Here is a 12,605-nt window from a genome sequence, read left to right as displayed (position 1 = left end):
CTAACACTCCTTCGCTTTTCTAATAAATTGTTTTATTTTCTCAAGATCTTTCCTGCCATCTGTTTCTACTCCGCTGCTGACATCTACCATATACGGCTTAACAATTTCAATCGCTTCTTTAATGTTTTCAATGTGTAATCCACCAGCTAGAATGCACTTTTTGCGAATTTCATCTGGCATATCATCTAGTAACTGCCAAGAAAATGTTTTGCCATTTCCGCCATGAAACTTTTCTTTCGGACTATCAAATAAGAGAAAATCAGCTTCATAGTCTGGTGAGTGCTCTATATCTTCACTCGAACGTACACCAATCGCTTTTATAGACGGAATATTCAATCTTTTAACATGATGATTCCCTTCATCCCCATGTAGTTGTACATGCGTTAAGCCACAATCATTTGCGATTTCCCGGATGACTTCTACCGATTCATTTACAAACACACCCACTTTCATTACATCAACTGGAAGCTCATCAATAATCTGTTTTGCTCTTTCAGGTGTAATTTCCCTTTTGCTTTTCGCAAATACAAATCCAATAGCATCTGCGCCGTATTCACAAGCTACTTTTGCTGTTTCTACATCGGTAATGCCGCAAATCTTCACTTTCATGTTGTCACCTTCAGCGATTGGAAAAAGTCTCCGACGGAAGGTACAGTCATCAGCGCTTCCCCAACAAGAATACCCTTTGCCCCGGCCTTCTTCACACGCATGATATCTTCTTCCGTATGAATTCCACTCTCACTAATCCAAAGTATATTTTCCTCATTTAGTCGTTTTCCTAGATTTTCAGTTGTGCTGAGATCTACTTCAAATGTTTTCAAATTACGATTGTTTATTCCAATCACATGAGGGTTTAGTTCTAGTTCTAGCGCTATCTCTAACTCTGCCTCATTGTGTACTTCTACAATTACTTCTAATCCGAGCTCTTGTACATATGCATATAATTCTTGTAACTTTTGCTTCGGCAAGGCAGCAACGATAAGTAAAATGAGATCCGCTCCAGCATCATACGCCCGATCAATTTGAATCGTATCGATGATAAAGTCTTTACATAGAAGCGGAATATTACTATTTGATCGTGCCGTTTCTAAATCGTGAAAAGATCCTTTAAAAAACTGACCATCCGTTAAAACAGAGACAGCTCCGGCACCACACTCTTCATACGTTTTTACTTGTTTCGTTACGTCTACATGTAAATTAATATCCCCTTTAGATGGTGAAGCTCGCTTCACTTCAGCAATGACTGTGAATTTCTGCAACGCTTCTACAAGGGAGTGTGACTTCCGTTTTTTCTTCACCGGTGTATATGTTTCGCGCAGCACTCCTACTTCTTTTTTCTTCTGCTCAACAATCTTATCTAAAATTGTTTCCATTTAGTTCACCTTCTCTAATCTTTTATTACTAGCTGCAATTAATTCATTTAATTTCGCTAGTGCTTTTCCCGAATCTATACTTTGAGCCGCAATATGAATCCCTTCTTCAATTGTCTCTGCTTTTCCATTTGCAAAAAGGGCTAGACCTGCATTTAATAACACCGTATCACGATATACACTCTTTTTTCCTTGTAGTACCCCGAATGTAATATTGGCATTTTCTTTTGCATCTCCGCCTCTAATCTCTTCATTTTTCACACGAGAAAACCCATATTCTTCTGGCGTAATACTTGCTTCTATAATCTTATTATCTTTTAAAATCACCACATGATTTTCTCCTTGCAGAGATGCTTCATCTAAAAATCCGTTCCCATTTACAACAAGCGCTTGTTTTCTACCGAGCTTTTGCAATACCTCTGCTACAGGCATGAGCATATCTCGTTTGTATATGCCAACAAACTGTGTTTCTAAATCAATCGGATTTGTAAGCGGACCGATTAAATTAAAAACGGTCGGTACATTTAGCTCTTTTCTTATTTTCATAATGCGCTTAAGTGCTGGATGCATCGCTGGTGCAAATAGAAAAGCTATGCCTACTTTTTCTAATAAATAGTCAATTTCTCTTGGCGTACATGCAATATTGACACCGAGTTCTTCTAATAGATCCGCACTCCCTGTTTTACTAGAAACAGCGCGATTCCCATGCTTTGCCACCTTTACACCAGCACCGGCAAGTACGAAAGCAGATGTTGTACTAATGTTGAATGTTTGTGCACCGTCTCCGCCTGTTCCGCAATTATCCATTGCTCCTTTTATATGACTTGCAAATGGTAATGCCTTTTCCCGAAGAGCACGAACGAGACCATATATTTCATCCGCTGTTTCACCCTTTGCCTTTAACAATGCTAAAAAAGCAGCAATTTCACTTTCTAATATATCTTCACTTAAGAGTGCAAGGCCTGCTTCATACATTTCCTGTTCCGTTAAGTTCTGTCTTTCTACTAATTTTCGCAGATAACTGTTCATACTCGCTCCTCCTCTTTCACATTAGATAAAAATGCACGCATTAATTTCCCGCCCTCTTCCGTCGCAATTGATTCCGGGTGAAACTGTAATCCAAAGAGTGGATAATAGTTATGGCAAACTGCCATGACTTCCCCATCATCCATCGCTGTTGCTAGTACATCGAAACACTTTGGAATCGTATGCTTCGCTGCCACGAGTGAATGATAGCGCATCGCAGTTAACGGCTGCGCGACATATGAAAATATCGATGTGCCATTATGTTTTACCCGTGATGTTTTCCCATGTTTTATATGTTCTGCCCTTACAATTTCCCCACCAAATGCCGAAATAATTGCTTGGTGTCCAAGACAAATGCCAAGAATCGGAATTTGTTTATAAAAATGCCTGATTACTTCGATGCAAATCCCTGCATCTTCTGGTTTTCCAGGTCCTGGCGACAGAATAATTGCTTTTGGTTTCATTTCTTCAAGTTCTTGAACCGTCACTTTATCATTTCGCAGTACCACTATCTCTTTGTAATACGCCCCCAACAATTGATACAAGTTATAAGTGAACGAATCATAATTATCGATGAGTACAATCATTTCATTACCTCCAAAAGTGCTTTCGCTTTATTCAATGTCTCCTCATATTCAGCAATTGGATCTGAATCATAGACAATACCAGCTCCCGCCTGCACATATGCTTTCTTATCTTTTACAACCATTGTGCGAATCGCAAGCGCCATATCAAGGTTTCCAGAAAAAGCTATATATCCTACTGCTCCGGCATATACATTTCTTTTTTCCTTTTCTAATCTATTTATAATTTCCATCGCTCTAATTTTCGGGGCACCGGATACAGTGCCAGCTGGCAAACAATAAGCTAATGCGTCAAAACAACCCATTTGTTTTTTTAATATTCCGGAAACTTCCGATACAATATGCATAACGTGCGAGTACTTCTCTACTTCCATATACTTATCTAATCTAACAGAACCGACTTCACTCACTCGCCCGATATCATTTCTCCCTAAATCTACAAGCATCATATGTTCAGCACGCTCTTTCTCATTTGCTAACAACTCTTTCGCTATCTCTTCATCCTCACCTTTTGTTTTTCCACGTGGTCTTGTTCCTGCAATCGGATTTGTCATCACCTTATCATTTCGTACAGACAGTAAGCTTTCTGGTGAAGAACCAAGCACAACATAATCTTTGAAATCAATATAAAACATATATGGTGATGGATTTGCAATACGAAGTTTGCGATATAATGCAAATGAATTGCCTATAAATTCACTTTGCAGACGCTGAGACAATACAACTTGAAAAATATCACCAGCTCGAATGTATTCTTTTGCCTTTTCTACCATTTCGCAAAACTTTTCTTCCGTTATAGAAGAAGTAAAGGATAAAGAAGACTGCATTTCTGTTACTTGTTCTTCTTCTCCATGTAACACATTTTGTTTATATACCTGCAATCTCTCATACACTTCTTCAAAAGAGTCTGTATCGTCTTCTCTGTATACATATACAAACGATAATTTCTGACGTAAATGATCGTATACAACAAACTCGCGGTATAGCAATACATGAACCTCTGGAATATTTATCGGATCAAACAGTTCTTCTCCAATATCTTCATATTGCCGAATCACATCATAACCAATATATCCAACTGCTCCTCCGCAAAATGGAAATGGACTTTCCACCTCCGATGGCGCAAGTATCTTTTTCAATGCTTGCAATACGTTTTCTTCTATCTGTTCACTCCTACCATTTATCGTAATCTCTACCGCTGTGCCACTACTTTTGATTTCTCCGTATGGATTACATCCTAAATAGGAATAACGTCCCTTATCTTGATGAAGCTGTGAGCTCTCGAGTAAAAATTTTTTCTCACCTTTCATCCGGCGATATAAAGCAATCGGTGTCACACTATCTCCTTCTTCTTCATCAATGACCAAAAATGTCTTTCCTTGCTTCTGTTGAAATTGTTCTTTCGTTATCATGGCTGCCACCTCACTATTTAAAATAAAAAAGTCCCCTGCATATCGGAATATGCAGAGGACGATAAATTTACCGCGGTACCACCTCGTTTGGATGCAAAAGCATCCCTCTTTATTCAGGTACAAATATATACCTTATCCTTGTAACGGCGGAACCCGGGTTGCCTACTTCTTTCGGTTCAGCATACCTCTCGTAAGCCCATTCTGTATATGGTACCGCACCGGGCTCCCACCTATCCCCGGCTCTCTGGAACGTCTCCAATATACGTACTCTTCTTACTTAAACGATTTAGTTTATTTAGTTCATTTATTTTTATACAGGATATTCAAAAAGTCCGTTAAAGATAGCTTTCGCATTTCTTCGCCTGCGTCGCCAGTCTGGTACTCATGTAGTTCTATCTACACTCCGTATCCTCCTTTTTGAACAAATATTTATACACAAAAAGGGAGTACTCATCCTATAAAAAGGACGGGTACTCCCGTGGTGCCACCTTAATTCGTTACACATGTAACGCACTTTGCCGTATCAAAAGTTAATACGTGTCTCTTGTATCGATGAGATCATGTCGCCAAAGCCTACTTCTTTCGGTTCGGTTTGGAAGCTCCGAAGGCCATTCCATATTAATTCCATACTGATTCGCACCAACCATCAGCTCTCTGACATGTTCATAATACGTACTCTTCTTCATCAACGCTTGCATTTTTTTAAGTTGCATTCATTATATTCTCTACTTTTCCGAAAAGTCAACGCTTTTCAAAAAAAAAATATTTTTTCTTCATTCAATATTATATTGACAAAACAACCCGTTTTTATGTAAATATAATAAATACTCTATTAAAATCAAAGTTTTTTGTCAGAAAATTATATATTCGAAAAATAAACCAATGTCAAAAAACGCTTACATTTCAGAAAATTCGTATTTGTATATGGATTTTCTGAAATAATCATGATAGATTATAAATATGCAAAATTCATCAAAAGATATTACAAAAGGAAGGGGAACTACATGAGTACGCAGATGTTAATTTTAACTTCTATCTCTATCTACATGCTCGGGATGCTAGTCATTGGCTATTTTGCCTATAAACAGACATCCAACTTAACAGATTATATGCTTGGCGGGCGTACACTAGGCCCCGCAGTAACAGCATTAAGTGCTGGAGCAGCCGATATGAGCGGCTGGCTGTTAATGGGATTACCCGGTGCTATGTTTAGCGTTGGATTAAGTAGTAGCTGGATTGCGATTGGCCTTACACTTGGCGCATACGCAAACTGGATCTATGTCGCTCCTCGCTTACGTACCTACTCAGAAATTGCTAACAACTCTATTACTATTCCAGAATTTTTAGAGCATCGTTTCCATGATGCATCTCATATGCTACGCCTTGTTTCTGGACTTGTTATTATGATCTTTTTCACATTTTATGTAGCTTCAGGATTCGTCTCAGGTGCGGTATTATTCGAAAATTCATTTGGACTAAATTATCATGTTGGATTACTTATTGTTGGAAGCGTTGTTGTAGCTTACACATTATTCGGCGGTTTCTTAGCTGTAAGTTGGACAGACTTCGTTCAAGGAATCATCATGGTGGTTGCTCTTATCCTTGTTCCGCTCGTAACAATTATGAATGTAAATGGCCTTGGACCAGCATTTGATACAATTAAATCTATTGACCCAGCACTATTAGATATTTTTAAAGGAACATCCGTATTAGGTATTATTTCATTATTCGCCTGGGGTCTTGGTTATGCTGGACAACCTCATATTATCGTACGCTTTATGGCTATTTCATCTGTAAAAGAAATTAAAAGCGCACGCCGAATTGGTATGAGCTGGATGATTTTCTCTGTAGTGGGAGCTATGTTTACTGGTCTTATCGGTATCGCTTACTATTCAAAAGCAGGATTAAAGCTCTCTGACCCAGAAACAATTTTCGTTGAACTAGGTAATATTTTATTCCATCCATTAATTACTGGATTTTTATTAGCAGCTATTTTAGCAGCTATTATGAGTACAATCTCTTCTCAGCTTCTTGTTACATCAAGTGCGGTAACGGAAGACATATATAGAACATTCTTTAAACGTTCTGCATCTGATCGTGAGCTTGTATTTGTTGGTCGTATGGCCGTTCTTGTTATTGCACTTATTGGTTGTGGATTAGCATTTAAACAAAACGACACAATCTTAGCGCTTGTTGGCTATGCTTGGGCTGGCTTCGGTTCTTCATTTGGTCCTGTCGTTTTACTAAGCTTATACTGGAAACGTATGACAAAATGGGGCGCGTTAGCTGGAATGATCGCTGGTGCTGCAACTGTTATCACGTGGACACAATTTAAGTTTTTAAAAGATTTCCTATATGAAATGATTCCAGGTTTCACAGCAAGCTTACTAGCAATTGTTATTGTTAGTTTACTAACAAAACCTTCAAAAGAAGTTGAAAAGCAGTTTGAGGAATTTGAAAAAACTGCATAATATTTTTTAGAATAGAGAACCTCCACTTTCATCATAAAAGTGGAGGTTCTTTTTTTTATGTACCTTTCGACAATTTTTTCTTTGAAATTAACAATTTCTTTATGTTTCGTTAAATTAACTATAACACTACTTCGTTATAGTATTAGTATCAGCACTTATACAGAGAGGAGACTTCGAAATGATGGCATCAATAAGAAACCAAAATCAAAAAAATTTTTCACCTATCACAAATACTTCTTGCCCAAACATACAATCAAAACCTCGAATTTCACTTGCTCCTTCTGTTGTATCTGTAATTGGTGTGCATATACAAAAAAACAAACTAAAAATAAAAGTAGGACAAAGCGCTGAATTATCTGCCTCTGTTCTCCCAATTCAAGCAACAAATCAAGAACTTATTTGGACAAATATGAATCATGACGTTATAACAATTCATACAGATGACGACAATGCCATCATAACGGGAAAGAACCCTGGGCGAGCTATCGTGATCGTAACAACTGCCGAAGGGAAATTTCGAGATTTATGCGTCGTTTATGTTCATCCTTTTATAACAAATCCAAAATAAAATCCCTTGCTTTGTTAAGCAAGGGATTTTATTTATCCTTGTGACTTAAAATGATCATGGGCCTTTTCTGCTAACATTTTACGTTCCTCTGGCTTTTGGAGATACTCTATAACTGTCTCCGCAATCTTTTCATGAGGGACAAAAACAATTCCTGGCCACTCTGCTTCATCATCAGGATTACTAGTTTCAGAGATAATGAATTTATGATTCGTGACAGCGTAAGAAATCCTCGGCGTTTCAAGAATACCCGTTAAATAGTAGTGTAGATTTAAAACAATTTTGGATCTCGCGATAAGTTCATTTCTGAGAATTCCCCATACATTGCTATTAAAAATAATATTTAAATCTGGTGCAAGCTTTTTTAACTGATCAAAAATTGCATTACGGCGCTTATTCATAGCACCGATAAATAATACATCAATGTCCTCAGAGATAGGCTTTATAAAAGTATCTGTTTTAATCTTTAAAGTAGGAGCATAATTCATTTTGACATGTTTCACTTCTTTTCCTAATTCTTTCTTTTTCAACCAAGCAATATTTTGAGAACTGTAATCCCAAATTATCCTATTCCTCAATATATTGCGATAAATAATATTATCATAAGGGCATCCATCAGATAGCTGTTCTAAATTATAAATAATCGCATCTTCTGGAATCTCAACAGGAGTATGGGCATATGAATGTGCACCAAAAACTATTGTATTATTCGCGTTTGTTAATAGTGTTTCTGATATAATCACCGTTTTCCCCTGCTGTTCTAATTTCCATTTTAAAGCCCTGGCAACATCAATAAAACTTATATATGTATATGGCCATATGTAAAGACAATAGTCATAAGATTCGTTGAAATACGCTTCAAATGCTTTTACATTATTTTGATAAAGAACTACTTCAGGATGCTCAGCTAGAAGTTTATCAGCATATTTTTTCCCAATCTTATGCAATCCCGCATAGTACGCTGATATACATTTTTTCAGCTCAACAGCCTCTCTTTGACTCGGTGAGAGATCCATTTCAAGAAGGAGACCTGCAATCAAAAAGGCTTTTAGATGATCTCGATCATAGTAATATTCCAATGCAGGTAACAGCTCATTGGGTGTACCACCATGTACTGAAGCTCCTAGTTCAACGGCCCATCTAATTAATTCCATTTTCTTTCCGCTCTCCCCTCTGAGAACAAATTATATAATTTTCCATTTTCCACATAAAAACTAATTTCATTCCTTTTACTATTTATGAAAATTCCGTTTTAGTTATTCTGCTTTTCATATAATTCATATACATATCCACTTCACATCCTATATAGCCAGCAAATCTTAAATTTCAGCATCAAAATATAAAGTGAACCTTTAATCAGTGGGAAGTCTTCATCCTTGCCTCTCTTCCTCGTTTTCCGCTGTATCTTGAGGGAATAAAAATAAGAGTGGCTCTTGAGACCACTCTTATCACTTGTTCATTATATGATATTCCACTTCAATTTGCGGATGAATGCTTTTTAACAAAGAAACAAATTGTTGCTTATCTTTCGGTGAGACAAGCCCTCCTTGAAACTGAGAACCATAAAGTATTTCCAGTCTATCAAAGGACAATGCCGGAGCTGCTAGTGGATTTTTTGTTCTTGAAATTTTCCTTATATCCTTAATTGAAATTCTTTTTTTCATCGGCCCATATCGAATAATAATTTGTTCATCTTCTACCTTATTCCCTGTTGTAAACCAGCTCCAAATGAGAAGAATTGCAAGAGGAATGGTGAAAAATAGAAGAAAATAATCCCTGCCTGCAAGAAATGGAGCAAAACAGGCAGCGACCCCCGCCAAATAAATTGAATATATCCATGCATCTTTTTTGTAAATGTAACGATTTTATTTGTAAGTAAACAATTTTATTATTACTCAACAAAAGGGATACCCTCACTCGTTTTCTCTCTTTGACTCCACTGGGCATGCGGCTAAAAAAGGAACGGATCCTCTCTCCCACCCAAAAAGAAAGGTTTTTTATCAGTTTTTCAATTTATATAGAAAAAGCTGTTAGGATCGCCCCTAACAGCCTACTAATTATCTATACATACACTACAGCTCTTGCGTAAATGCTACACTTTGCACCGGCTCTTTTTGCGTACGTTTTTGCTGCTGCAGCAAGAAAATAGACACACCGCATAATACGAGAACACTACCAATCACTTGCATCACATTTAACTTCTCACCAAGCAAGAAAAAGGCAAGTATAGACGCACCAACAGGCTCGCCTAAAATACTCATTGAAATCGTTGTGGCATTCACATAATTTAATAACCAGTTATTAATCATATGTGAAGCAGTTGGTACAATCGCAAGCAAAATGAAAATCCACCAATCCCATGTGGAATATCCTGTAAATGGCACACTCATGATTACATTATAAATAGCTATAAATAGCCCCGCAAATGCAAACACGGCAAAGCTATAAATCCAGTGTGAAACTTTTTTTACAGTTGTTTGCCCAATAAATAAATAACCAACAACTGCAATTACGCTTAAAAAGGATAAAATGTCTCCTATCACCGCTTGCTCACTTAATCCTAAATCTCCCCATCCAATACACATTACACCTAAGATAGCAATCCCCATTGTGGCAATCGCTGAAGAAGTCGTTCTTTCTTTAAACAGAAAAAAACCTCCAACTAGCGATACGATGGGCTGGAGCGCTAAAATAATCGTTGAACTTGCTACAGTTGTAAACTTTAAAGATGCGAACCATAAAAGGAAATGCAGTGCTAAAAAGAATCCAGATCCTATTAAAAAACACCAATCTCGCGCTTGAATTCTGCGAAACTCTTTACGCTTTTTCCAAACGATTGGAAGCATAAGGATTACAATAATCCATAATCGATACATACTTAAAATTGAAGATGGCGCCGAGGACATCTTTACGAAAACTGCTGCAAATGAAATGGCTATAATAGAAACTGCTAACGGTAGTGCGATTGATTTTTCTTGTTTCAAAGTTGTTTTGCCCCTCTCCTGTAAAAATCCCCACCTCATTATATATAAATCCAATTTAATCTTTCAACATATAAACCTTTGTTATGAAAAACAAAAAAGAACCTGCACTTACTGTCTCGCCTTGTTTTCACTTAGGATGTGGGCTGAATCACTTCTATCCATCGCCGCCCCCTCTCTCCCATCTAAAAAAGAAAGCTTTTACCTCAACCTTTCTTCCATCATATGAATACTATTTTTTTAGATTCTTCATACTACTATGGTAAAATATAAAATGAGAAGCACAGGTAGTAAATATATCCTTTCATTTTGACTATCTGCGCTACCCTCACAAAGCAACTACAGCATATTTTTTATTTAGGGGGATCACACATGAGTCAAGCAATCGGGAGAATAGAAGAACTTTCATTTTACAGTACATCACTTCAAGAAGAGATTACACTTCTCGTCTATTTACCAGCTAATTATACACCGCTGCACAAACACACCGTTGTAATTGCACAGGACGGAAGAGATTATTTCCAGCTTGGTAAAGCGCACCGCGTAATTGAGCATCTTCGTGAAAATGAAGAAATTGACCGAACAATTATTGTCGGTATTCCATATAAAAATGTGCACGATCGTAAAGAAAAATACTTTCCAAACGATGTGAAAAATAGCGCATACATTCGTTTCCTAGCTCACGAACTCGTTCCATATATTGATGAAAACTATCCAACTTATCAAATGGGAAAAGGTCGCGTATTAATTGGCGATTCCCTTGGCGGTACAGTGTCCTTTATGACATCACTTATGTATCCGCATACATTTGGTAAAGTTGTTATGCAGTCCCCATTTGTTGATGAAACCGTACTGAGCCTTGCAAAAGATTTTACAGAGCCACAAGCATTAGAAATTTATCATGTAATTGGGACAGAAGAAACTGCTGTGAAAAGAACGGATGGGCAAATTTCTGATTTTGTAGAGCCAAATCGCGAATTACATGCCTTGCTTACAGAGAAAAATTTCACAACGCATTACGAAGAATTTGAGGGAAATCATACATGGAAATATTGGCAAAATGATTTACCAAAAGCATTTTCTTACATTCTATCAATGAAATAATAGGGAGCAGTGTTCAGAATTATTTGATATAATAGAAAAAGAGATTTATTTTTCTCAAAATCTAACTAGACTTACAAAGGGAGGAATTGAAAGATGAAACTAGGCATTGTAATTTTCCCATCAAAAATGATTCAAGATAAAGCGAACGGATTGCGTAAGCGTTATGATCCGCATTATGCATTAGTTCCACCACATATCACATTAAAAGCACCCTTTGAGGCACCAGATGAGCAATTAGAAGCAATTGTACAAGAACTGCATACAATCGCAAACAAAACAAATCCGTTTACCCTTCATGTTGGAAAGGTAAGCTCATTCGCACCCGTTAATAATGTTCTTTATTTCAAAGTAGAAAAAACACCTGAACTTACATTGTTAAATGAAGAAATGCATAAAGGATTCTTCACACAAGAGCGTGAATATGCATTCGTACCACATTTAACAATTGGACAAAATTTATCAGATGCAGAGCATGCTGATGTATTAGGTCGCTTACGTATGAAAGACTTTTATTACGAGCAACCAATCGACCGTTTCCACCTTCTATATCAATTAGAAAATGAAACATGGACAGTATATGAAACATTCCATATTGGAAAGGGGAACAACTAATTTGCAAGCACAAATCGTACAAACAGATCAGCAGCTAAGAGACGCATTCTCTGTACGCAAACAAGTCTTTGTTGAAGAACAACATGTGTCTGCTGAAGAAGAATACGATGAATTTGAAGAAACTTCTAAACACATCGTTATATATGATGAGGATATTCCAGTTGGGGCAGGTCGCTTTCGCATCGTTGATGACATCGGGAAAATGGAACGGATATGCGTTCTCGCTTCCCATCGCAAAAAGGGTGTCGGAAAAATCATTATGGACTCGCTCGAAGCATATGCGAAAGAAGAATCGCTACCAAAATTGAAACTTCATGCGCAAACACAAGCGGAACCTTTTTATAAGAAGCTCGGATATGAAACTGTTTCTGATGTATTTATAGAAGCAGATATACCACATGTTGTTATGATAAAAGAAATTTAATCTAATGAAAAAAGCCTTAGCCTATATGAAGTGACTCCTAAAAGTTAGACACGGTT

The 12,605-nt window shown here is 37.2% G+C and carries 13 protein-coding genes and 2 other annotated features; of the genes, 5 read left to right on the top strand and 8 right to left on the bottom strand.

Annotated elements, in window-relative coordinates; translation table 11 throughout:
* Genes CN288_RS13190 through trpE form a run of 5 tightly spaced genes read right to left on the bottom strand, consistent with a single transcriptional unit; the run spans position 1 to position 4,392 of the window.
* The gene (locus tag CN288_RS13190) at positions 1 to 609 is read right to left on the bottom strand and encodes a phosphoribosylanthranilate isomerase (RefSeq protein WP_141527967.1); all 609 of its coding nucleotides are present in this window, start codon (positions 607 to 609) and stop codon (positions 1 to 3) included.
* Entirely contained in the window at positions 606 to 1,373 is a 768-nt protein-coding gene (gene trpC / locus CN288_RS13185) for an indole-3-glycerol phosphate synthase TrpC (RefSeq protein ID WP_098302402.1), read from the bottom strand. Before trpC ends, CN288_RS13190 begins: the two co-directional genes overlap by 4 nt.
* Complete coding sequence (trpD, locus tag CN288_RS13180; protein ID WP_098302401.1) at positions 1,374 to 2,399, bottom strand: anthranilate phosphoribosyltransferase; 1,026 nt, start codon at positions 2,397 to 2,399, stop codon at positions 1,374 to 1,376. It abuts the gene before it with no gap.
* Entirely contained in the window at positions 2,396 to 2,983 is a 588-nt protein-coding gene (locus CN288_RS13175) for an anthranilate synthase component II (RefSeq protein WP_026591469.1), read from the bottom strand. Before CN288_RS13175 ends, trpD begins: the two co-directional genes overlap by 4 nt.
* Positions 2,980 to 4,392, bottom strand: coding sequence for an anthranilate synthase component I (gene trpE / locus CN288_RS13170; RefSeq protein ID WP_141527966.1), 1,413 nt, complete (start codon positions 4,390 to 4,392; stop codon positions 2,980 to 2,982). The genes CN288_RS13175 and trpE overlap by 4 nt, the downstream gene beginning before the upstream one ends.
* A gap of 51 nt (positions 4,393 to 4,443) precedes the next feature.
* Positions 4,444 to 4,683 (bottom strand) — a binding site (T-box leader).
* A gap of 168 nt (positions 4,684 to 4,851) precedes the next feature.
* Positions 4,852 to 5,090, bottom strand: a binding site (T-box leader).
* A 306-nt stretch (positions 5,091 to 5,396) separates the two neighbouring features.
* Here trpE and putP point away from each other — a divergent pair.
* Positions 5,397 to 6,863: a sodium/proline symporter PutP gene (gene putP / locus CN288_RS13160; protein ID WP_026591471.1), complete on the top strand. Its 1,467-nt coding sequence runs from the start codon at positions 5,397 to 5,399 to the stop codon at positions 6,861 to 6,863.
* A gap of 181 nt (positions 6,864 to 7,044) precedes the next feature.
* Positions 7,045 to 7,431, top strand: coding sequence for an Ig-like domain-containing protein (locus CN288_RS13155; protein ID WP_098302429.1), 387 nt, complete (start codon positions 7,045 to 7,047; stop codon positions 7,429 to 7,431).
* A gap of 32 nt (positions 7,432 to 7,463) precedes the next feature.
* On the opposite strand, the gene CN288_RS13150 is transcribed toward CN288_RS13155, so the two are convergent.
* The 3 genes from CN288_RS13150 to CN288_RS13140 all read right to left on the bottom strand — a co-directional run bounded on the left by CN288_RS13150 (position 7,464) and on the right by CN288_RS13140 (position 10,412).
* Positions 7,464 to 8,582, bottom strand: a complete 1,119-nt coding sequence (locus CN288_RS13150) for a DNA-binding protein (RefSeq protein ID WP_098302399.1) — start codon at positions 8,580 to 8,582, stop codon at positions 7,464 to 7,466.
* Between the two features lie 294 nt (positions 8,583 to 8,876).
* On the bottom strand, positions 8,877 to 9,284 hold the full coding sequence (locus CN288_RS13145) for a PH domain-containing protein (protein ID WP_098302398.1): 408 nt from the start codon (positions 9,282 to 9,284) through the stop codon (positions 8,877 to 8,879).
* 216 nt (positions 9,285 to 9,500) lie between these two features.
* Positions 9,501 to 10,412, bottom strand: a complete 912-nt coding sequence (locus CN288_RS13140) for a DMT family transporter (protein WP_098302397.1) — start codon at positions 10,410 to 10,412, stop codon at positions 9,501 to 9,503.
* Between the two features lie 369 nt (positions 10,413 to 10,781).
* On the opposite strand from CN288_RS13140, the gene CN288_RS13135 reads away from it, so the two are divergent.
* The 3 genes from CN288_RS13135 to CN288_RS13125 all read left to right on the top strand — a co-directional run bounded on the left by CN288_RS13135 (position 10,782) and on the right by CN288_RS13125 (position 12,549).
* Complete coding sequence (locus CN288_RS13135; protein WP_098302396.1) at positions 10,782 to 11,513, top strand: alpha/beta hydrolase; 732 nt, start codon at positions 10,782 to 10,784, stop codon at positions 11,511 to 11,513.
* 93 nt (positions 11,514 to 11,606) lie between these two features.
* Positions 11,607 to 12,125 (top strand): YjcG family protein, encoded by a 519-nt coding sequence (locus tag CN288_RS13130; RefSeq protein WP_090693181.1) that lies wholly within the window; start codon positions 11,607 to 11,609, stop codon positions 12,123 to 12,125.
* 1 nt (position 12,126) lies between these two features.
* A complete protein-coding gene (locus CN288_RS13125) occupies positions 12,127 to 12,549 on the top strand; it encodes a GNAT family N-acetyltransferase (protein WP_026591477.1) in 423 nt (140 codons plus the stop codon).
* Positions 12,550 to 12,605 lie beyond the last annotated feature (56 nt).

This window comes from Bacillus sp. AFS023182 (assembly GCF_002560575.1).
GTDB lineage: Bacteria > Bacillota > Bacilli > Bacillales > Bacillaceae_G > Bacillus_A > Bacillus_A arachidis.
Note: the sequence above shows the minus strand (reverse complement) of the source record. Positions and strands in the feature narration are given on the sequence as shown.